Origin of the sequence: Sphingopyxis sp. USTB-05, from assembly GCF_023822045.1 — a bacterium.
Classification (GTDB): Bacteria; Pseudomonadota; Alphaproteobacteria; order Sphingomonadales; family Sphingomonadaceae; genus Sphingopyxis.
Genome location: NZ_CP084712.1, coordinates 1,453,345 through 1,474,744, shown reverse-complemented (window position 1 = coordinate 1,474,744; position 21,400 = coordinate 1,453,345). Strand labels below are relative to the sequence as shown.

The 21,400-nt window shown below is 62.7% G+C and carries 15 protein-coding genes and 1 tRNA gene; 10 read left to right on the top strand and 6 right to left on the bottom strand.

Annotation, left to right across the window (positions count from 1 at the left end; genetic code table 11):
* Positions 1-28 precede the first annotated feature (28 nt).
* The gene (locus KEC45_RS06545) at positions 29-1,225 is read left to right on the top strand and encodes a nucleotide pyrophosphatase/phosphodiesterase family protein (protein WP_252171678.1); all 1,197 of its coding nucleotides are present in this window, start codon (positions 29-31) and stop codon (positions 1,223-1,225) included.
* Here the strand turns inward: KEC45_RS06545 and KEC45_RS06540 are convergent, their stop codons facing one another.
* Together KEC45_RS06540 and mutL are read right to left on the bottom strand one after the other, a co-directional pair.
* Entirely contained in the window at positions 1,226-1,756 is a 531-nt protein-coding gene (locus KEC45_RS06540; protein ID WP_252171677.1) for a homogentisate 1,2-dioxygenase, read from the bottom strand. It lies immediately after the preceding gene.
* A gap of 1 nt (position 1,757) precedes the next feature.
* Positions 1,758-3,584, bottom strand: a complete 1,827-nt coding sequence (mutL, locus tag KEC45_RS06535) for a DNA mismatch repair endonuclease MutL (protein ID WP_252171676.1) — start codon at positions 3,582-3,584, stop codon at positions 1,758-1,760.
* 191 nt (positions 3,585-3,775) lie between these two features.
* Between mutL and KEC45_RS06530 the strand changes: the two genes are divergently transcribed.
* The 6 genes from KEC45_RS06530 (at position 3,776) to KEC45_RS06505 (ending at position 9,503) form a co-directional block, all read left to right on the top strand.
* Positions 3,776-4,822, top strand: a complete 1,047-nt coding sequence (locus KEC45_RS06530; RefSeq protein ID WP_062181581.1) for a rod shape-determining protein — start codon at positions 3,776-3,778, stop codon at positions 4,820-4,822.
* 17 nt (positions 4,823-4,839) lie between these two features.
* Positions 4,840-5,757 carry a rod shape-determining protein MreC gene (gene mreC, locus KEC45_RS06525; protein ID WP_062181584.1) on the top strand — a complete coding sequence of 306 codons (918 nt, stop codon included), beginning with the start codon at positions 4,840-4,842 and terminating at the stop codon, positions 5,755-5,757.
* On the top strand, positions 5,754-6,275 hold the full coding sequence (mreD, locus tag KEC45_RS06520; protein ID WP_062181587.1) for a rod shape-determining protein MreD: 522 nt from the start codon (positions 5,754-5,756) through the stop codon (positions 6,273-6,275). Before mreC ends, mreD begins: the two co-directional genes overlap by 4 nt.
* An 18-nt stretch (positions 6,276-6,293) precedes the next feature.
* On the top strand, positions 6,294-8,201 hold the full coding sequence (gene mrdA / locus KEC45_RS06515) for a penicillin-binding protein 2 (RefSeq protein WP_252171675.1): 1,908 nt from the start codon (positions 6,294-6,296) through the stop codon (positions 8,199-8,201).
* Positions 8,198-9,304, top strand: a complete 1,107-nt coding sequence (gene rodA, locus KEC45_RS06510; RefSeq protein ID WP_062181593.1) for a rod shape-determining protein RodA — start codon at positions 8,198-8,200, stop codon at positions 9,302-9,304. The genes mrdA and rodA overlap by 4 nt, the downstream gene beginning before the upstream one ends.
* 123 nt (positions 9,305-9,427) lie before the next feature.
* A tRNA-Lys gene (locus KEC45_RS06505) sits at positions 9,428-9,503 on the top strand.
* Between the two features lie 186 nt (positions 9,504-9,689).
* Here the strand turns inward: KEC45_RS06505 and KEC45_RS06500 are convergent.
* Positions 9,690-10,337: a class I SAM-dependent methyltransferase gene (locus KEC45_RS06500; RefSeq protein WP_252171674.1), complete on the bottom strand. Its 648-nt coding sequence runs from the start codon at positions 10,335-10,337 to the stop codon at positions 9,690-9,692.
* A gap of 383 nt (positions 10,338-10,720) precedes the next feature.
* Between KEC45_RS06500 and KEC45_RS06495 the strand changes: the two genes are divergently transcribed.
* The 3 genes from KEC45_RS06495 to KEC45_RS06485 all read left to right on the top strand — a co-directional run bounded on the left by KEC45_RS06495 (position 10,721) and on the right by KEC45_RS06485 (position 13,203).
* Complete coding sequence (locus KEC45_RS06495) at positions 10,721-11,743, top strand: DUF535 family protein (RefSeq protein ID WP_083435803.1); 1,023 nt, start codon at positions 10,721-10,723, stop codon at positions 11,741-11,743.
* Complete coding sequence (locus KEC45_RS06490; protein ID WP_062181618.1) at positions 11,733-12,389, top strand: class I SAM-dependent methyltransferase; 657 nt, start codon at positions 11,733-11,735, stop codon at positions 12,387-12,389. The genes KEC45_RS06495 and KEC45_RS06490 overlap by 11 nt, the downstream gene beginning before the upstream one ends.
* A gap of 556 nt (positions 12,390-12,945) precedes the next feature.
* Positions 12,946-13,203, top strand: coding sequence for a response regulator transcription factor (locus KEC45_RS06485; protein ID WP_083435804.1), 258 nt, complete (start codon positions 12,946-12,948; stop codon positions 13,201-13,203).
* A 29-nt stretch (positions 13,204-13,232) separates the two neighbouring features.
* Here the strand turns inward: KEC45_RS06485 and KEC45_RS06480 are convergent, their stop codons facing one another.
* From KEC45_RS06480 to KEC45_RS06470, 3 genes are read right to left on the bottom strand one after another with little or no spacing between them, the layout of a single operon-like run.
* Entirely contained in the window at positions 13,233-13,928 is a 696-nt protein-coding gene (locus KEC45_RS06480) for a 4'-phosphopantetheinyl transferase superfamily protein (RefSeq protein WP_252171673.1), read from the bottom strand.
* A 28-nt stretch (positions 13,929-13,956) separates the two neighbouring features.
* Complete coding sequence (locus tag KEC45_RS06475; RefSeq protein WP_062181623.1) at positions 13,957-14,940, bottom strand: glycosyltransferase family 2 protein; 984 nt, start codon at positions 14,938-14,940, stop codon at positions 13,957-13,959.
* Complete coding sequence (locus tag KEC45_RS06470; RefSeq protein WP_252171672.1) at positions 14,937-21,398, bottom strand: type I polyketide synthase; 6,462 nt, start codon at positions 21,396-21,398, stop codon at positions 14,937-14,939. Before KEC45_RS06470 ends, KEC45_RS06475 begins: the two co-directional genes overlap by 4 nt.
* Positions 21,399-21,400: the final 2 nt, after the last annotated feature.

Here is a 21,400-nt window from a genome sequence, read left to right as displayed (position 1 = left end):
GTCACATAAGCGCCATAGCGGCCACCGCATGACCCGTCTGTTCGCGCTCCTGCTCGCCCTTCTCGCCCCCCTCGCCGCGCACGCGCAGGAGGCGGGAGAGCGCAAGCCCGTGACGATCCTGATCTCGATCGACGGATTTCGCGCCGATTATCTCGATCGCGGTATCACCCCTAATCTGTCGCGGCTCGCCGCCGAAGGCGCGCGCGGCAAGCTGCGCCCGTCGTTTCCGACCAAGACCTTCCCCAATCATTATGCGATCGTCACGGGCAAACGTCCCGACACGAACGGCATCGTCGGCAACAATATGATCGACCCGCGGCGACCGAATGTGAAGTTCAGCCTCGGCGATCCGAAGCAATCGCTCGATCCCTTTTGGTGGGACGAGGCCGAGCCCGCGTGGATCACCGCAGGCAAGGCCGGCGTGCGCAGCGCAACGATGTTCTGGCCGGGCAGCGAGGTCGCGATCCACGAGAACCGCCCGCCCGACTGGCTGCGTTATGACGCCGATGTCGGATATGCGCAGCGTGTGAACACGATCCTCGACTGGATGCGGCGCCCCGCAGACATTCGCCCGGCCTTCATGACGCTCTATTTCGAGGCGGTCGACGATGCAGGGCACAAGTTCGGCCCCGACAGCGCCGAGGTCAATGCCGCGATTACCGAAGTCGACGCGCGCGTCGGCGAGCTTGTTTCGGGGCTGGCCGCGATGGGGCAATCCGCACAGATGGTCGTCGTCGCCGATCACGGAATGCGCGCGATCGACGAGAGCCGCGTGATCCAGCTTGCCGACCTGATCGACTTGCCGAGCATCATTGCGGTCGAGACCGGCCCCTATGCGGCGATCGAGCCCGCCGCCGCGACCGACGAGCGTGTGTATAAGGCGCTGCTGGAACCGCATGAGCATATGGTCTGCAACCGCCGCGAGGAGCTCCCCAAGCGGCTCCACTATGGCCAGAACCCGCGCGTTGCCGCGATCATCTGTATTGCCGAGCCGGGCTGGACGATCCTCGCGGGGCCGCCAAGCTGGCCAGTCACCGGCGGCGCGCATGGCTATGACAATGCCGACCCCGAGATGCTCGCGCTGTTCGTTGCCAGCGGTACCGGGCTGAAAGGCGATATCGGCACCGTCGACAATATCGAGGTCTACCCGCTGCTCATGCGACTTATCGGCGTCGCCCCGCTGCCCAGCGATGCAACGGGCTTGCTGGCGAAACGCCTGCGCTGATCAGTCGCGTAGCAGTGCCATCGCGTGGATCGACGCCGTCGGCGCGTTGACGATCTGAAGCAGATAGCGGCCGTGCGTTACGTCGAACTCGACCATCTTGCGAATGCCTGAACAGGCGGGGCCATGGCCGTGCGTGATCGACTTTACGACGACGCCGTCGCGGACGAGATCGATCCACGCCCCGGCGTCGAGCGCGACCACCAGCCGCCCCGGATTTTTGACGTCGATCGGGATCATGCCGCCGAATTTATAGACGTCGGGCTTGCGGTCGGGCGCGACGCCGTACCGCAGGCTTTCGAATTTGTGCAGCGGCAAGGCCGTCCGTGCAGCGCCCAGCGGCGACCAGTCGGCGCCAAGATCGTCGCCATAGGCATAGATTGTCTTACTCGACGCAGCGCGCGCCCAGTCGGCGAGTTCAGGCGGCAGCACGGGCGCAGCCGGACAGGTGGTGGCGGCCTTTTCGGCGGGCGCCGCGAACGCCGTCGCGGGCAAGATAGCCGCCAGCGAAATGGCAAGGATCCGAAGCGTCATCCTATTTCCTCCCGAACAATTTTTCGACATCGTCCATCGCCAGCTTCACCCAAGTCGGCCGCCCGTGATTGCACTGCCCCGAATGCGGTGTCACTTCCATCGTGCGAAGCAGCGCGTTCATTTCGGCGACGCTGAGCGTCCGGCCCGCGCGGACCGAGCCGTGGCACGCCATCGTTGCCGCGACGAGTTCGAGTTTCTCACTCAAACCCAATGCCGCGTCATAGCCCGCCAGATCGTCGGCGATGTCGGTGACCAGTTTCTGACAGTTGATCGCGCCCAGCATCGCAGGCGTCGCGCGGACCATGACTGCGGCGGGGCCGAAGCGTTCGAGTTCGACGCCGAGCGCCGCAAGCTGTGGCGCGGCGGCTTCGAGCCGGTCGCACGCGGGCTCATCGAGTTCGACGACTTCGGGAAGCAGCAGGCCCTGCGAAGGCACCGCCTGCCCGCTCATTCCGTGGCGCAACTGTTCGAGTACCAGCCGCTCGTGCGCGGCGTGCTGGTCGACGATGACGAGGCCGTCCTCGGCCTCGGCTACGATATAGGTTTTCGCGATCTGCCCGCGCGCGATGCCTAGCGGATGCGCCTCGGCCTGCGGGACGGGAGAGGTCGCCGGTTCGGCGCGGCCCATCGGCAGGGCATCGCGCGGAGCCGCAAAATCGATGATGCGATCGTGCAGCAAAGCCGTTGTCGACGCGCCGGCGCCCGCGTCTCCGAAGGAATGTGCCGCCGGAGAATGGCTATACGCAGGCGGAACAGCAAACAGCGATGGCGCCGTCGGCTGCGGCGCGACTGGTTCCTGCTGCCAAGCGGCAAGCGCAGCTTCCGCCGGGCGCTGGACGCTACGAAAACCATGTTCGTCGAGCGCGCGGCGGAGGCCGCCGACGATCATGCCGCGGATCAATTGCGGATCGCGAAAGCGCACCTCGGTCTTGGCCGGATGGACGTTCACATCGACCTCGCTCGTCGGCACGTCGAGGAACAGCGCAACCACCGGATGGCGATCGCGCGCGAGCAAGTCGGCATAGGCACCGCGAAGCGCACCGACGAGCAGCCGATCCTTCACCGGGCGGCCGTTAACGAACAGATATTGATGGTCGGCGATGCCCCGATTGTAGGTCGGCAGGCTGATCACGCCGCCCAGATGTACCTCGCCGCGGTCGATATCGACGCCGATGCTGTTCGCGGCCAGATCGCGCTGGGTCAACGCCGCGACGCGCGAAAGCTGATCCTGCCCGCCTTGCACGTCGAGCACGCGGCGCCCGTCATGCTCGACCGTAAAACCGATATCGGGCCGCGCCATCGCAAGCCGCTTTACCACGTCTAGGCATGCGGCATATTCGCTGCGCCCGCTGCGCAGAAATTTGCGGCGCGCCGGAACGCGCGCGAACAAGTCCTCGACCATCACACGCGTGCCCTTCGCAAGCGCGGCTGGTCCCTCGGCCACGACCGCGCCATTGTCGACCACACGCTTCCAGCCGTCGGCGCCGGTCACCCGGCTTTCGAGCGTCAGCCGCGCGACGCTGGCGATCGACGGCAGCGCCTCTCCACGAAAGCCGAGGGTCGTGACATCCTCGATCGCGTCATCGGGCAGCTTCGACGTCGCGTGGCGTTCGAGTGCGAGCGCCATATCGGCGGCGGTCATACCGCAGCCGTCATCCTCGACTTCCAGCCGCAATACTCCGCCCTCGGCGATTCGCACCGAAATGCGAGTCGAACCGGCGTCGATGGCATTTTCAACCAGTTCTTTGAGCGCCGCGGCAGGTCTTTCGACCACTTCACCGGCTGCGATCCGATTTACTAGCGTTTCCGGCAGGCGACGTATTGACATGGCCGCTCTCCTAGCGCAGTCGAACGCAAATCGCGACCCATCCGCACAGCCCTGATCATTTTGTCCAGCCACCCCAAAAGGAAGAGCCGGAATCTCCCCCTGATTGTAGCTGTCGCCGGCCGGGCGCGCCGGTAAATCACGACAGGGCGCGTCCATCAAGGGCGCGGCTTCGATGACAGGAAGCAGTATCGATGTCCTTCTTTTCCCGCTGGTTCAAATTCAATTCCCAAGACATGGCTATCGACCTCGGCACCGCTAACACGGTCGTCTACGTGCGCGGCAAGGGAATCGTGCTGAACGAGCCCTCAGTCGTTGCGGTCGAAACGCTGAACGGGATCAAGCGGGTAAAGGCGGTTGGCGACGACGCGAAGCTGATGATGGGCAAGACCCCTGACAGCATCGAGGCGATCCGGCCGCTGCGCGACGGCGTCATCGCCGACATCGACGTCGCCGAACAGATGATCAAGCACTTCATCACCAAGGTGCATGGCGGCAAGCCCAACGCGTTCCGCAGCCCCGAAATCGTGATCTGCGTTCCCTCCGGCTCGACCAGCGTCGAGCGCCGCGCGATCCGCGACGCCGCGTCGAACGCCGGCGCCAGCGAAGTGTGGCTGATCGAGGAACCGATGGCAGCAGCGATCGGCGCCGACATGCCCGTCACCGAACCGATCGGTTCGATGGTCGTCGACATCGGCGGCGGCACGACCGAAGTTGCGGTGCTGTCGCTCCGCGGCCTTGCCTATACCACGTCGGTTCGCGCGGGCGGCGACAAGATGGACGAAGCGATCGTCTCTTATGTCCGCCGACACCATAATCTGCTGATCGGTGAATCGACCGCCGAGCGGATCAAGAAGGATTTCGGCATCGCGCGCATTCCCGCCGACGGCACCGGCCTGACGATCCACATCAAGGGCCGCGACCTCGTCAACGGCGTGCCCAAGGAAATCTCGATCAATCAGGCGCAGATCGCCGAAGCGTTGTCCGAACCGATCGGCACGATCGTCGAGGGCGTCCGCATCGCGCTCGAGAACACCGCGCCCGAACTTGCGGCCGACATCGTCGATCAGGGCATCGTACTGACGGGCGGCGGCGCGTTGATCGCCGAACTCGACGAACTGCTGCGCGACGCGACCGGCCTGCCGGTCACGGTGGCAGAGGATCCGCTGACCTGCGTCGCGATCGGCACCGGCCGCGCGATGGAAGACCCCGCTTTCCGCGGCGTGTTGCAGCAAGCCTGATACTCCGGCGCTGAACCATGGTCCGCCCGGCACATCGGCGTCCGGGGCAATCCCGAAAGGCCCAGTACAGCCTGTTCGTTGCCTATGTCATCGCGGTGACAGGGGCAGTGGCGGGCTTGTTGCTGGCGATCCTGTCGGTCGTTGACCCTGTCGGCTTCGCGCAGTTGCGCGTGGCGAGCCAGGAAATCACTGCGCCCATCGCGCGCGGAACGCGTTCGGTCATCGGGTCGATCTCGGGCATCGACGATACCGTCGGCGCCTATGTCAGCGCGGGCACGCAAAACCGGCGTCTGCGCAAGGAACTTGCCGACACACGCCGCGAACTCGTCGCGACCAGTTCGCTGCAGGAAGAGAATCGCCAGCTCAAGACGCTCCTCAAGCTGCAGGAAACGGATAAGACCGCGCTCGCCAACGGCTATCTGCTGACCTCGACCTCGACGAGCAGCAAGCGCATCGCGCTGCTCAGCATCGGGCGCAACCTCGGCGTCGCTGCGGGCCAGCCGGTACGCGGTGCCGACGGCCTCATCGGCCGCGTGCTTGGCGCCGGGCCGTCGGTGTCGCAGGTCCTGCTGCTTACCGACGTCGACAATATCGTCCCTGTACGCCGCGCGCGCGACGGCCTGCCCGCGCTTGCCAGCGGGCGCGGCAATGGCGATCTCGACGTCCGCACGCTCAACATCGCGAACAACCCGTTCAAGCCGGGTGACATCCTTGTCACCTCCGGCACCGGCGGGCTCTATCCGCCCAATATCCCGGTCGCGATTGTCGTACGGCGCCAGGACGACGGCGCGCTCGCGCGCCCGCTCGCCGACCCGGGCAAGGTCGATGCCGTGTCGGTGCTGCGCCCCTACACCCCGGACAATATCGAAGCGCAGGGCCTGCCCGGCCCCGCGACCCCTTCTGCCGCCGCCCCGGCCCCCACCAAAGCGCCATGAACCAGAAGGGGCCGCGCCTCGGCGAACCCGCATCGCTGTGGCGGATGCGCTTTGTTCCGATTGCGAGCGTGATGTTCGCCTCGGCGTTGCCGCTGATGCTGCCGCTGATCGCCAACTCGCCGGTGCTGCCGCCGCTGGGCCTGCTGTTCTTCCTGTGCTGGCAATTGCTTCGCGCCGAAATGTGGCCGGTGTGGATCGGCCTGCCGCTTGGCCTGTGGGACGATCTGTTCAGCGGCGCACCGATCGGCACCGCGATGGGATTGTGGACGATCGCCAGCATTGCGATCGCCTATTCGTCGCAGCGCATCTATTGGCGCGGCTTCTTTCACGACTGGGCGATTGCCGCGGCGTCAGTTGCGATCATCCAGTCGCTTGCGGCACTGATCACCCACCCGCATGCCGCGACCGGCCGCGTGCTTGGCCTGGTGGTGCCGCAGATCATCATCTCGGCGCTTCTCGTGCCGCTGTTCATGCGCCTGACCGGCAAATTTGACAATTTCCGCCTGAAACGCCGATAGACTGGTTCCAACCCCCGAATGCCGAAGAAGAAGAGTCCGCCGATTACCGAAGCCTGGAGGGGCCTTACCTTCACTCGCCGCGCGCTGGTCGTCGGCGGCGCGCAGGCGGCGGTCGGCGTCGCGCTCGCCGCGCGCATGGCGTATATTTCGGTCGTCGATAATGATCGTTATGTCCTTGAATCGGAAAGCAATCGTGTAAACCTGACGCTTATTCCGCCGCGTCGCGGCTGGATTGTCGACCGTAACGGCAAGGCGCTTGCAAACAACCGCGTCAGCCTCCGCATCGACATCATTCCCGATCGCCTGCACAATAAAGAAATCGTGCTCGGACAGCTCCAGACGTTGTTGCGGCTCGACGGCGACACGATGGAACGGATCAACCGCGACCTGAAGGCCGCGTCGGGGTTCCAGCCCGTCGCGATCAAGGAAGACATGACCGAGGCCGAGTATAGCTCGATCCTTGTCCGCCTGCCCGAATTGCCCGGCATCGCGCCGCAGCGCGGTTTTGCCCGCAACTATCCGACCGGTGCGGCGGTCGGCCATCTGATCGGCTATGTCGGCGCCCCGAACGCCGAGGAATATCAGAAGGTCAAGGATCCGCTCTACATCACGCCGGGGTACAAGATCGGCAAGGACGGGCTGGAGAAGTATTTCCAGGATATGCTGAAAGGCCAACCCGGTGCCCGCCGGGTCGAGGTTACGGCGCGCGGCAAGGTCGTCCGCGATCTTTCGACGCAGGCCGACGTACAGGGCAAGACGGTCCACCTGACGATCGACGCCGACCTGCAGGAGTTTGTCGCCCGGCGCATGGGGCGCGAGTCCGGCGCGGCGGTCGTGATCGACTGCCACAATGGCGACATCCTGTCCTTCGTCTCGATGCCAAGCTTTGATCCGAACAGTTTTTCGGACGGGATCAGCAGCAGCGAATATGCCTGGTTGCGCGCCGACGATCACCAGCCGCTGATCAACAAGGCGACGCGCGGCCTCTATCCGCCCGGATCGACGCTGAAACCGATGGCCGCGATCGCCGCGATCGAACATGGCATCGACCCGAGCGAACGCCACACCTGCATCGGCGGCTACCGGCTCGGCAGCCGTTTCTTCCGCTGCCTCGGCAGGCATGGCAGCGTCGACATGGCGACCGCGATCATGAAAAGCTGCAACAGCTATTTCTATTGGGTCGCGCACCGGCTCGGCTATGATGCCATCGCTCCCACCGCAAAGCTGATGGGGCTTGGCGAAGAGTTCCAGCTCGCAGGCAGCAACCAGCGTTTCGGCACCATTCCCGACAGCGCGTGGAAGATGAAGAAATACGACCAGCCATGGTCGGCGTCGGACTCGCTGAACGCAGTCATCGGCCAGGGCTATGTCAGCGTGAACCCGCTTCAGCTCGCCGTGATGGCGGCGCGCATCGCATCGGGCCGCCGCCTCTATCCACGCCTCGTCAATCGGCACTTCAAGAATGAGGCCCTTCCCTTTTCCGCCGAGGCGCTCGCGACCGCGCGCCATGGTATGGACCTCGTCGTCAACGGGCCGGGCGGCACGGCGGGGCGCAGCAAATTGCCGCTCGACGGCATCGCGATGGCGGGCAAGACGGGCACCGCACAGGTACGCGGACTTAACACCGGCAACGGCAAGGCCGGAACATGGAAATTCCGCGACCACGGCCTGTTCATCGGTTTCGCGCCGGTCGACAATCCGCGCTATGCGACCGCCGTTGTGATCGAGCATGGCATGGGCGGATCGCGCGCCGCGGCGCCCGTGGCCAAGGATTTCATGACTTTCCTCTTCGACCGCGAAAAGGCGATGGAGGCGCTCGAAACCTTCGAGGCCGGCTGGGGCGGCACGATCAAGGAACGCATGGACCGCGATTATGCGGCGTGGAAGGCGGGCGCGTCGAAGCCCGATCCGGAGCTCGCGCAATGATCCCCGTCCCACCCGCCATCCAGCGCATCCCGTGGAAACTGATCGGCATCCTTGCCGGCATAACCGGTTTCGGGCTGCTCGTGCTTTATTCGGCCGCGGGCGGTAGCTGGACGCCGTGGGCGCTCAATCAGGGCGTGCGTTTTCTCGTCTTCCTCAGCGTGGCACTGGTGATCGGGCGCTTCCCGATCCGCATCTTCGAGGATTTCGCCTACATCGCCTATATCGGCGTGCTCGTACTGCTGATCGCGGTGGAATTGTTGGGCTTCGTCGGCGGGGGCAGCCAGCGATGGCTCAACCTCGGCTTCATGAACCTCCAGCCCTCCGAACTGATGAAGGTCGCGATCGTCATCGCGCTTGCGCGTTTCTATACGCAGCTTCCGCCCGGCGAGACGCGGACCTTTACAGCTCTATGGCCAGCGCTGGTTATGATTGGCCTCCCCGCCGCGCTTGTCATGCTGCAACCCGACCTTGGCACCGCACTTGCCATTTGCATCGGCGGCGTCGTCGTGATGTTCTGCTCCGGCCTGCCGTTCTGGTGGTTCGGCAGCACGGCGGTCGCGGGTCTCGCGGCGCTACCGGTCCTCTTTTCATTCCTGCACGACTATCAGCAAAAGCGCGTGCTGATCTTCCTAGACCCCGAAAGCGATCCGCTCGGTGCCGGCTATCACATCAGCCAATCGAAGATCGCGATCGGCTCGGGCGGGATCGGCGGCAAGGGCTTCCTCAACGGATCGCAAAGCCATCTCGATTACCTCCCCGAGGGCCACACCGACTTTATCTTCGCCACGATGGCCGAGGAATGGGGCCTGATCGGTGGGCTTGCACTGCTGTTCGGATTCTTCCTGCTATTGCGCTGGTCGACCCGCGTGGCACTCAAAGCGCGCACGCGCTTCGGCCAGCTCACCGCCGCGGGTCTCACGATGACGATCTTCTTCTACATCGCGATTAACCTGATGATGGTGATGGGTTTGGCCCCTGTCGTCGGCATCCCGTTGCCGCTCTTCTCCTATGGCGGCTCGTCGATGCTGACGATCATGACCTGCGTCGGAATCATGCTCGCGATCGAAAACGACAGCAAAACGGGCACGCGCCGATTTCATTGAGAAAAAAACTTGGGAAAAAAGCATCGGGGGCATTGCCATCCCCCAAGAGCCATGATAGCGGGCCGCTCGCTTCGCAGCAAAGAGGGCTTCTCTTCACTGCAAAGCGCGCCTGAAAATGGCAGTGGACGCATAGCTCAGTTGGTAGAGCAGCTGACTCTTAATCAGCGGGTCCTAGGTTCGAGCCCTAGTGCGTCCACCATTTTCCCCTCGATATTGAATGGCAATCCTTCCCGTCAGCGTGGGCTCTCATCCAGGTTTCCAACTTAGGGGCAGGCAAACTCTTTCGGCTGTAGTTTGGCGCCTCGAGAATGTCCGATTGGACCTGCTTTGAAATGGACGCTGAAGAACGCGCGCGCCCCTTTAAGTTCATGTCGAATTTTTGCGATTACCGCTGCACGCGATAGGTATAATAGCTCTTCGGCAGGCCCAGCATCGTTTCCGTTTTCAATGTTCCGTCAGGGAAATATGAATTCAGATCTGTTTTCTTGATTACCACAGTCCCCAAAATCATGAGATTCCAGTCGGGAAGTATTTTTTCCCATCTCCTATGCAGCATATCTTTTACGCGCTTTGGAATCCACCACCAGAACGGAATTCCCGTATGGGCTTCCAACGGAAACCATATGGATGGCGTCTGCACCCAATATGATGGCGCCAATCGGCGTACTTCCTGCGCGAAAAGCCTCTCATTTTCCGGTCCGCCGACGTGCTCGATAACGCTGTTGCTGAATGCGATATCAAAGTGATTGTCCGCGAAATCGGGAAGATTGGTCGCGCTTCCTTCGATGAAGGTAAAATTATGATGGCTGTCCGTCTCTTCGCGCATATTCGAGTCAGGCAAATTCACAATCGTGATGTCCATCGGGGTGTCGACGAATTCCCAAATGTGCGGTGTCCCTCCCAGGTCGATGATGCGGGTTCCTGACGATGGCTGCAGCAATCGTTCGAAATCTTGCATCCGACCGCGCCGGGCATGAGGAGCGACAAGCCCTTTCAGGAAATAGAACAGCTTTATACGAGCGTATCGAAGCATGTTAATCCCTCGCTCCGCCGACATCCGGGGACATCAGCAGCGATTGACGATCGGGTGCCGCATTCTGAACAGCCATATATCCTGGGCGTTCCGCGGTCCATTGGCACTTTGAACTGCCTATTTTTGATTGTGCAAATTACCCGATATTTGGCGGGATTTCTTTCGGTCGATACCGTCGCGGGAGGTCTATCCTTGTGCGGCCCGTTTTTCGGTCGTCAGAATGAGACGAATCCTCGTGGAGTTCCTGCAATTCCCTTTGGTTTTTTCGGGATATCGGAGCCCGCCGGCTTGTGTCACCTTTTTCGTGGGAAGAATAGCCGGGCGGGCGCGTTAGCACTCCGCAACGCCATTTGCCTTCCCGGGATCAGGGGCTTGAGCGAAGCATGGGCTTTCCAGCTTTCGTACAAAATGTGATGATAAAGCGCAGGCTGGCGCGGGACCAAACGCCCGCCCGGTCCCACCATGTTGCCTGGCTATGGCGTCACTCAGCAGAAATCGCCAGCGGACATTCCCCGGGCGCTTTCATCAAGCGCGCCCGCTTTCTGTACCTTGGCTGGAAGCATCAGGATCTTCTGGAACGGTTCCTCGGCGACCGGCGCACGCCATTGTTTGAACGACTGGTCACGGAACGCCCGGACGTTCTCAATGTACTGGTCGCCCCCTATCAGTCGACCAACTGGGACGTCCGCACGCGCCTCAACAAGCTCCATGCCCATTACAGGACGATGGAGGAACTGGACTGGGTGTTCGACCCGCTTGTCGAGCGCGAGGTCGAGTTCTGCAAACTTCTTGCCGCACATCCCGATTTGCGCCTCGTCCTGGACGACGCGATTTGGTTTCAAGACGAGGGGCCTCTCGTCTTCAATCTGTTTCTGGACGATACCCGGATATTCTCCCTCGCATTCGCATTGCGCTTCGAACAGGGCAACCTGATCGCGCATGTGGGTGCCGTGCAGGGACGGAACGATGTCGACCTGCCGGATGTGAAGGACATTTATCGCGAATTGACGCGCACGGCCTTTGGCATGCGCCCCCGCGACCTGCTTATCGAAACCTTTCAACTCGTTTGCCAGCATATCGGTGTGGAACGGATCTTTCTTGTTTCCAGCGAACATCAGCAGCGGCGGGATGCGTTTTTCACGGTGGCGCGGCACAAGGTGCACGCGAACTATGACACGATATGGATTGAGCGTGGGGCATGGCGATTGGACGAATCGACGTTCGAACTGCCGCTCCGGGCCAAGCGTCGCGACGCGGCCGACATCCCGCAACGTAAACGCCGGCAATATGAGCGCCGCTATGCGATGCTCGCTGCCGCGTCGGAACATATCGCCATGACACTTGGCGCACGGCGGGACGGCGGCATAGCTGCTTCCCACGCGAAGGGGCAGGACCTTGCTGACTAGTCTGCGCAACCGCAATCTGACGGCGCGCGTTCGCCAGCCCGTCGACGAGCTTTGGGATCGCTATCTCGGTGTGCGCACCTTCGGCCACCATCCAGGCAGCGGCGCGCCCGGCGATCGCGAATGGTATATGCATTATATTCCGTCGTCCTACCGCGACGTATTCGCCGTTCTCGATCGGGCCGGACTAGGCCCTGACGATGTCGTGACCGATCTGGGGTGCGGACTCGGCCGTGTGGCATTCGCGGCCAGTCACCGCGGCGCCGCGCGGGTGGAAGGCGTGGATCTTATCCCGTCATTGATCGAAACGGCCAACGCCAACCTGGCGCGCAGCCGATTGAAGAGTCGCAATATCCGCTTCCATGCACGCAACGCGCTCGATCACGACCTCGGCGATACAAGCCTGCTCTATCTTTTCCATCCGTTCGGCCCCGAGATATTGGGCGAAGTGATAGAAAAAGCGCGAAAAGACCGCCGAGTTGCGGGCATTCGGCGACCGCTGCGCATAGCCTATGTCAATCCGATCGGAGAAGCCGTGCTGAATGAGGCGGGATGGCTGCGCCCCACCGGCGACACGCATCCCCAGCCCGAGCGATTTTCGAACGCGCTGCACTATCGCACCGCCTTCTGGGAATCCACGGACGCCTGAGACGAGTATTCGCGGGTTTCGGTTTCCCATCAAACACCGTTCAGAAACTTAGCGCCGGTTGGGATCACCCCAAAATGGGCCTGTTCATATCAACGGATTTGTCGTCGCGGCCGACTCGCTGAGCGGCTGCGACTCCTGCCTCACACACCCAAGAAACGAATCACTCCGCCACCTTTTTGGTCGGATCGCGACATATCTGGTTGCGGGACTCCACGCTCCGGGCCAGCTTAACCATTATTTCTGCTCCCAGATTGAAACAATCTGTGGGCAAGGAAAACTTATCCACCGCTAAATGTAGCCCCGATTTAGCCTGTTACAGCTTGCCTCGAGCCGCCCCACGAGGCCGGGCGAGCTAGCGAATCACCCGAATTTCGTATTTTCACAGAGTCAACATGAGATTCGGAAAATTTACCAATAACATTAAGATCCGCTCTCAAGCGATCGAAAACGCCCACAGCCGCCAAAATTTTTTTCGTGACTCCCTCCCCCTGATTAAGACATTCTGTTTCAGCGAGGGCAAAATTAACTTCTTTTTTATCACCAGAGGGAGGGACCCATGTCCAAATATACGGAAGGAATCAGACTTACAGATCGCGAATATGAGGTGCTTCGTCTCGTAGCCCTTGGACTTTCCGCCAAAGAAGCGGCCTTGGAACTGGACATCGCACCGTGCACGGTTGAACGTCATGTCGAAAACGTTCGTCTCAAGACAAGAACGCGAAACCGCGCACATCTGATCGCTCATGTGATCAGGGAAGGGCTGCTACCCCAAGAACGGTATACAACCGACATTGGCGCAGCAGCTGCTCACTAACCAGATGCGCTGGGAGAGCGCAAATGGGATTACAGGCTTGTACGACGAGACCAAGCCATAATCGGGTCGCCCAATTCTAGGGCGCCGGTGCGGTAACGGCCTCCACCGAACTGCACCGTCGTCACTTGGTCTTCAGATACGCATTCCACATCTTTCAACGGAATGCTCAAGCCACGTCCGCAAGCCTTCACGCAGGCCTCTTTGCGGACCCATATCTCTAAAAACTCCTTGGAGTAGCAGGCATCCGGCGAACTCGTTCGCATGGCCACGGATTGCTCTGCCTCGGTAAAATGCAGATCCATCAGTTCGGCCGCATCTTCGACGGTCCGAAGAACCTCGATATCGACGCCGACGGGCTCGCTCTCATTTATGCCCAGCATCGCAAAGCCACCACTATAGCTCAGACTATAGTGTATCTGTGGGAACCGAATCAGATGCGGCTTTCCAAAGCTGTCCTTGCCGATGTCCCAAGCGTCGGCCGGGACGCCGTAGCGATCCCGCAACAGCATATGTAACGCTCCGTGGGCGGCGATATAACGGTGACGCAACGCGCGAAAGCGGAAGCGATTTGCCGTTTCCATCTCTTCGCTCGACAGCAGATGCTCGAAGGCTTCGACATTGCTTTGCTCGGTATCGACAAGCCACATCGGAAAGCCGCTGGCCGTTGACGGCAAACGTCGCGCGTCGAGCCCCTGCCCGCATAGCGCGGCGTCAAATTCCAGCACAGTTTTCGCGACCATCGGACGGTGACGATCAGCGACGCCGAGGCAGAAAAGCCGCGTGACGAATAAAATCCTGGAACAGATAGGGCGGGTCTGGCTCGGCCACTTTTCTGACGAGCTGCTTGAAACGCGCAAGGACATGCGCGACGATCCAACTGAAATCAGCCAGAATGCCGTAAACGCGTCCGTGATTTTTGAGGAAGTAGCGCCGGCGGGAATGAAACCAATAGGCCGGAAGGCGGCGCAACCTGATCTGCTTGCCGGTGATGCCTGTACTCTGGCCCGCGATGTGCAACACCACCGCATCGGGGACGTACCAGCATTCCCATCCCCTGCGCGTCGCGTGGAGGCAGAAATCGGTTTCCTCATAATAGAGGAAATATTCCTCGTCGAACCGCATGTCGTCTTCGAGCAACTCGCGGCGGATGATGAAACTGGCGCCAGAAACCCAATCGACTTTCTCGCTGCGCGATCCCATCCGGCGTAGCGTGGCGCTCCCGCGCAGCAGCCGGGATACCAGATTCAGGCGGGATCCCCGCTCGATTTCGCCGAGCAGGCTGGGAAAACGAAAGGCATAGGGCCAGGGCTGGCCGTCGGCGTCGAGTAACGCGCTACCGGCGATTCCCGCCTTGGGATGAGCGGCCATGAAGCGCGCCAATGCGCTCGCGGCGCCGGGCATCACCCGCGTATCGGGATTGAGAAGCCAGACGAGATCGGCTGGATCGGGTCGATCCAGCGCCCAGGCGATGCCCAGATTGCTGCCTGCACCGAAACCCCGGTTTTCGGGGGATCGCATCAGCGTGACCCAATCCCAGTTGCGCGCCCGGATTACTTCCTCGATCAGGTCGGCCGAGCCATCGTTCGATGCATTGTCGATGACGATCACGCGCAGGCCCGGGCAATCTTCCCGATCCGCCTCGAGGCTTTCGAGGCATTGCGTTACGAGCGTGCCGGTGCGGTAGTTGACGACAATGACATCGACCGTCGCTTGGGGGTTTCGATTGTTCGTGCTCATTCTGCCGCCACCATATCTCGCCCGCCGTTCGGGTCCTGTTGATCACCGGGATTGCTCCGGTCGGCCCGCTCCGCCGCGCCGTCGAGGGCATATTGGAAATGACGGGCCAATATGCCGACATGCGGTTCCTGCAAGGCGCTGCTGTGTCCGCCCGGGACCTGAACGAGCGTGACCGGTTCGGCCACCCGTTTCCCCCAGCCTAGCGCAACGTCGCTGTAGATTTCCTGATAGGGCATGTCGTCAACTTCCCCATTTCCGCCGCTCGCCTTAAAGATCACGACGCTGCCGTCCGCAAAAAGGCCCTCTGGCCGATGAAGCGTGTGCGCCACCTCATAAAGTTTCAAGAACGGGATTGCCGGTTCGCTGTCCGTCCGTTCGCTGACAGATGACTGCGCGGCATTGACCGCGCCCAATTGCCTTACGGCGCGCCGGTCGCGCGCCTTTGCCGCGCGCGATTCGACTTCCCACCGGACGGCGTTGACCGTCTTGCGTGCCAGTGCCGGGACCAGCCTTGCGGCGCCTTCGTCCTGCATCAGCGCCTGCACCCGGCCAAATCGTGCCCGGGTGATGTAGAAGCGCCGTTTCGCCGCCGCCACGTCGGCCGCGTCGATGATCCCGACAAAGGCGACCCGCTCACCCGCATCCTGCAACTGGCGGGCGATTTCGAACGCTATGACGCCGCCGGCGCATAGCCCCGCGAGATAATAGGGGCCGTGCGACTGGACCATTCGGATACGCTCGACATAGTTCGTCGCCATCTCGCGAATATGCGTGTGGGCGTAGCCGCCCGCAGAGTTTCTGAGTGGCTCGATGCCATAGATCGGCCGGTCCGGATCGAGCCGAAGAGCAAGCCCCCGATAGAGCAATGTTTCGCCCAAACCGTCGTGGACGAAGAAGATCGGCGTGCCGCTGCCACCGCTCCGGATGTTCACGACCTCACGCGTGGTGGCCTTGCCGACATCGGCTGCCTCATCGCAATCGGGTGTGGAGGCCGCACCATCCGGGTCGAGTTCGGCAGCGAGCGACGCCACCGTCGGCATATCGAGCAAGGATGCGAGCGGCAGCATCTTGCCGGTCTTTTTGCGGAGCCGGTTGGTGAATTGCACCGCAAGCAATGAATGGCCGCCAAGGTCGAAGAAATTGTCATTGCGGCCTATCGGCTGCACGCCCAGCAAGTCGGACCATAGATCGGCGATCACCTGTTCCATCGCCGTCACGGGCAGATCGACGGAAGCCTCGCCGTCCGCCGAGATATCGCGCCGCACCGCTCGCACGGGTGCGCGTAGCTGTGTAAGCGCGGCATCGATATCCGAAGGCGATATGATCACCTGCGGACGCGCATGCCCATGAAGCAGTGCTTCGATAACCTTGATGCCTTCCTCGGGCAGGATGGCATTGACGCGCTCTGCCAGAGCACCAGTCGCCTCTCGGCTCGACGACGCCGCACCATTGCCGCCTTGTGGCAACAGGCCCGTGTCACGCACGCGCATCATGGTGAATTCAGCGATTTCAGCCAGCACCCGGCCATTCTGGTCGGCAATCGTCACATCGAACACGGCCATGACATTGGCGTGCGCTCCGGACCGATGCCGGATATGGCTGACGACCGATGGAGTCAGCGGCGCGTGCATCACTAGCCGCCGATAGGCGAATGGCGCGAAGAAATCCTGGCCCGGCCGATAATCGGGAATCAGCGCCTGCGCGCCCGCGGTGGCGAAGTCGAGCAAGGCGGGATGCAGGTGCACCCGAGCGAACTCCTCATGGAATGCAGGGTCCATCTCCAGGTGCAACACCGCCTCATTTTCGGCGTAGGCAGTACGCTGGACGGTCGACCAGCGCGGACCGAACTGGAGCGCCACGCTGGAGGCCTCCTTGCCGTCGATCACGCGCGGACAACGCCGTTCAAGCCCTTCGATGTCCATAGGATCCGGAACCGCCAGCAAATTTGGTGCAGACACCTGACCGCTGGCGTGCTCGATCCAATTCGACGCGGCATCCGCCGGTCGGCCCAGAATCGTGAAGCCCCAATCTTCGCCGACGCGGCGTTTCAGATGGACCCGCACGGCGCGGGCCTGACCGTCCTCGACCGCGAATGGCGTCAGGAACCGGACGTCCGACAGCACAACCATTCCCGAATGAACGAGACTGTAAGAGGCGCGCGCAAGTTCGAGAAAGCCCGTGCCCGGAATAACGGCGCCCGCCCCGGCGATCCGATGTTCGTCGAGCAGCCAATGCCGGTCCGGCGACAGCATCGCCGAAACGACGAACTCGTCGGGCGAAATGATATGCAGGCTGTCGAGGAACGGGTGGTCGACGGCCTTGCCCTCAGGCAATTGATCGGCGAGCCCGTCGTCCGGGCGGCTATCCAGCGCCGCTGCCATTCCGACCTCGCGCCACGGGCTCCAGTCAACAGCCAGGACGCGCGTACCGCCCACCCCGTGGCGCGACTGTGCATAGGCATCGAGAAACGCATTGGCGGCCGCATAGTCCGCCTGGCCCGGCAAGCCGGCAAACGCACTGATCGAGGAGAACAGCATGATGAATTCGGGCTTCTGCCCCGCCAATGCGTCTTCCAGCGCCAATGTGCCGGCCACCTTTGGACGTAGGACGGCCGCCATCGCCGCATGCGATTTGGTTTCGATGAGGCCATCGTCCAGCGCACCGGCAGCGTGGAAAACGCCCGTCACCGGCCCGAGTTTTGCCGTGATCCGGCGTATGGCATCACGCATCGCGCGCGCATTGCCGACGTCGGCGGCGACAACTTCCACGGTTGCGCCGGACGCTTCCAGCCCCATCACCTTACGAATGCGGTCCTGCATTGCAGGATCGGCGGTTCCGTCGGCCAGAATATCCGGCCAATTGTCTCGCGGCGGCAATGCCGACCGGCCCAGCAACGCGATGCGGACATCGCCGCGGTCGGCAATATGCCGCGCGATCGTGAGCCCGAGTCCGCCGAGTCCACCGGTCACGAGATAGGTAGCGCCTGGGCGAAGCGCGGCTGCAGGCGACGTCAATCCAGCCTGCGCCGGTGGGATCTGGCTGAATTTCTGAACCCAGCGCTCGCCGCCACGATAGGCGACCACCCGGTCGCGCCACTCCGCTGCCAGTTCGCTCACCACGGCTTCGGCGGTCACCGAAACCGAATCTGGTGTCGGCAAAGCCACATCGACGCACCGAATGCGAAGATGGGGATATTCGGCCGGAACCACGCTTGCGGCGCCCACGACCGTCGCCTTGGCAGGCATCAGATTGCCGTCGCCGCCGATCCGCTGCACGCGATCGGTCAGGATCGCGATATCGACCGGCTCATCGCCGGTCTGGTGCGCTAGCTCGCGGGACAAGGCAATCAGGCTGAAAAAGCCGAGGTCCTGCAATCTGCGGACATCGGGCTGCTTGCGGCCGGTCCCTGTGACCAGCCAGCAATGATAGATTTGCGTCGGCAGGCGGCCTTCGGCGCCCAGCAAATCGAAAAGCCGTCCATAATCGCCCTGGCTGGCAGGATTGACCGAAAACAGCCCCTCGCCCAGCCGTCCGAAGCGATCGCCGGCACGAACGACAACGACCTCCCGTCCCGCTTCGCGCAGACGACGGGCAATCTCGCGCCCCAGCCCTCGCATATCCTCCATGACCAGCGCCACGCCTTCCGGCATCGCGGAGGCATCGAGATAGGAACGCGTCCAGACGGGCTCATATTGCCATTCGGCGGGATCGTCAGATCGGTCCGCTGCGTCCCCTGCCCCGTCGGACATGGCGAGCTGCGCACCTGCGTCATACCAGTGACGCTGACGCTCGAACCGATAGGTCGGCAAGGGAATGCGCAGGCGCTGTTCGTCCTGCCAGAACGCGTCCCAGTCGATCTCGACACCCGCCGCCCAAAGCTGTCCCAACGCGTCGAGCCAGGCCGCATCGTCATCGATGCGCTGGTCGGGGTGCCGCATCGAACTGATGACCGGCTGCTCGCGCGCGCGGTCGGGATGTTGCCGCGCCAGGCTGGCCATCCCGCGGCCGGGACCGACTTCGAGAAGCGCCCTCTCCTGATCGTCGAGCAGGCGGTGCAGCCCGTCGGTGAAGCGTACGGTCTCGCGCAGATGCCGCACCCAATATTCGGGATTGGTGACGTCCGCCGCCGTCGCCCAGTCACCCGTCAGGTTCGAAGCGAAGGGGATCGTCGGCGCGCGAAGATCGATCGTCCGCATCAGCGCGCGGAACTCAGGCAGGATCGGGTCGAGCATCGGCGAATGTGCCGCGACCGAAATACGGACGACCTGCGCTTCGATCTCGCGCGCGGCAAGCAGGTCGTTGAAACCCGCAATGGCGGCAGCCGGGCCGGACACGACGCAAAGCCCGGGCGCATTGATCGCGGCGATCGACAGTTCCGGCGGCAACAACGGCAGCAGTTCGGCCTCCGAAAGCGGCACGCTCAGCATACCGCCATCGCGAACCGTCTCGAACAGCCGGCCGCGCGTCGACACGATCCGCAGCCCCGCTTCCATGTCGATCACGCCTGCGAGATGTGCGGCGGCATATTCGCCGGAGCTGTGACCGATCATCGCCGACGGCTGGACGCCGACCGACATCCACAGTCGCGCGAGCGCAGTCTGGATGATGAACAATGCGGGAAGCGCGATCGATGGGCGCTCCAATTCGGCGGCCGCCTGCGCGCGGTCCAAATCGTTCGGCAACAACCAGCGCCGTACGTTCGCCACGCCGATCCGGTCGAGAATGGCGAGACCGTCATCGACAGCCTGTCGGAACAGCGGTTCGGTATCATAGAGTCCGCGCGCCATGTCGGCGTGTTGCGGTCCGGCACCGCAGAAGAGGAACGCCACCGGGCGCTCGGCGACCGGCTTCGGTTGCGAAACCTCCTGCCCCGCGATCTCACGAAGCCGGGCGGCCGCCTCCTCGCCGCACGCCGCCACGGCGAAGCGGCGTTGCGGCAGGTGCTGGCGTCCGATCGACAGCGTGAACGCCGTATCGGGCAGACCCGCTTGCGGGCGAGTCTCGATAAAGTCGGCGAGTGCGGCGGCGTTCGCCTGCAAGGCGGCAGACGATTTGGCGGTGCAAAGAAGCAGCTGGCGACGCCGGCTCGGTCCGCTGGCCGGGCGCGGCGGCGCCTCTTCGAGCACGACATGTGCGTTCGTGCCCCCCACGCCGAGCGAACTGACTCCCGCCCGACGGGGTGCCCCGCCGGGCGACGTCGTCCAGGGCGAGCGCTCGGCCTGGATGCGGAACGGGCTGCCTTCCAAGCCCAGCGCCGGATTGGGCGCATCGAAATTGAGCGAAGCCGGCAGCTCTCCATTGTGCAGCGCCAGCGCGACCTTGATCAGCCCGGCAGCGCCGGCCGCCGTGTCGGTATGCCCGATATTGCCCTTTACCGACCCGATGGCGCAATGACCGACGCTGTCGGTGGACTGACGAAAGGCCTCGGTCAGCGCAGCGAGCTCGATCGGATCACCGACCGGCGTGCCGGTACCGTGCGCCTCGACATAGCTGATCGAGCCGGCATCAATGTCGGCGATCGCCAGTGCTTCGGCAATCACCTTGGCCTGCCCGTCGACGCTGGGAGCCAGATATCCGACCTTGCCGGCGCCGTCATTGTTGATCGCCGACCCGCGCAGCACGGCATAGATATGATCGCCCGCCGCCACCGCATCCTCGAGCCGCCGCAACGCCAACACCGCGACCCCGCTGCCGAATACTGTACCCTGCGATGCCGCATCAAAGGGACGGCAATGGCCGTCGGGCGACAGGATTTCGCCCTCCTCGTAAATATAGCCCTGCCGGTGCGGCAGTTCGATCGACGAACCGCCGGCGATTGCCATGTCGCACTCGCCGTTGAGCAGGCTCTGCGCCGCCATATGGATCGAAACAAGCGAGGTCGAGCACGCGGTCTGCACGTTGATGCTCGGCCCCTTGAGATCGAACAGATAGGAGACGCGTGTGGTCAGGAAGTCCTTGTCGTTGCTTGTATGCCGCAACAAGAACAGGCCGACGTCGCGGACCAGTTTGGAATTGGTCAGCAGGTTATACGGCATATAGGCGTTGTGGCCCGAACCGGCGAAGACGCCGACCACGCCATCGAAACGCTGCGGCGTGTAGCCGGCATTTTCGAGCGCTTCCCACGTGCATTCCAGGAAATGGCGGTGCTGCGGGTCCATGATTGCCGCATCGCGCGGGCTCATTCCGAACAGCGTCGCGTCGAAACATTCCATATCTTCGAGCGGAGCGCCGCGGCGGACATAGTTGCGATTGCGCAGCGACGCCGGACTGACCCCTGCTGCGAGCAGCTCCTCGTCCGAATAGGTACGGATCGCCTCGCGGCCACCCTGAAGCAGATCCCAATAGTCGTCGATTCCCCGCGCGTCGGCGAACCGGCACGACATGCCCACGATCGCGATTGCCGCCTCGGGTAGATCCGCTTCGCTGGTGGGACCGAAGGAGCTGTGATTCTGTTCCATCG

Coding starts and splice junctions, on each gene's coding strand:
- KEC45_RS06500 (WP_252171674.1), bottom strand. CDS start 10,337: ATGCTTCGATACGCTCGTATAAAGCTGTTCTATTTCCTGAAAGGGCTT.
- KEC45_RS06475 (WP_062181623.1), bottom strand. CDS start 14,940: ATGAGCACGAACAATCGAAACCCCCAAGCGACGGTCGATGTCATTGTC.
- KEC45_RS06540 (WP_252171677.1), bottom strand. CDS start 1,756: ATGACGCTTCGGATCCTTGCCATTTCGCTGGCGGCTATCTTGCCCGCG.
- mreC (WP_062181584.1), top strand. CDS start 4,840: ATGGTCCGCCCGGCACATCGGCGTCCGGGGCAATCCCGAAAGGCCCAG.
- KEC45_RS06495 (WP_083435803.1), top strand. CDS start 10,721: ATGGGCTTTCCAGCTTTCGTACAAAATGTGATGATAAAGCGCAGGCTG.
- KEC45_RS06470 (WP_252171672.1), bottom strand. CDS start 21,398: ATGGAACAGAATCACAGCTCCTTCGGTCCCACCAGCGAAGCGGATCTA.
- KEC45_RS06530 (WP_062181581.1), top strand. CDS start 3,776: ATGTCCTTCTTTTCCCGCTGGTTCAAATTCAATTCCCAAGACATGGCT.
- mrdA (WP_252171675.1), top strand. CDS start 6,294: ATGCCGAAGAAGAAGAGTCCGCCGATTACCGAAGCCTGGAGGGGCCTT.
- KEC45_RS06485 (WP_083435804.1), top strand. CDS start 12,946: ATGTCCAAATATACGGAAGGAATCAGACTTACAGATCGCGAATATGAG.
- rodA (WP_062181593.1), top strand. CDS start 8,198: ATGATCCCCGTCCCACCCGCCATCCAGCGCATCCCGTGGAAACTGATC.
- mutL (WP_252171676.1), bottom strand. CDS start 3,584: ATGTCAATACGTCGCCTGCCGGAAACGCTAGTAAATCGGATCGCAGCC.
- mreD (WP_062181587.1), top strand. CDS start 5,754: ATGAACCAGAAGGGGCCGCGCCTCGGCGAACCCGCATCGCTGTGGCGG.
- KEC45_RS06545 (WP_252171678.1), top strand. CDS start 29: ATGACCCGTCTGTTCGCGCTCCTGCTCGCCCTTCTCGCCCCCCTCGCC.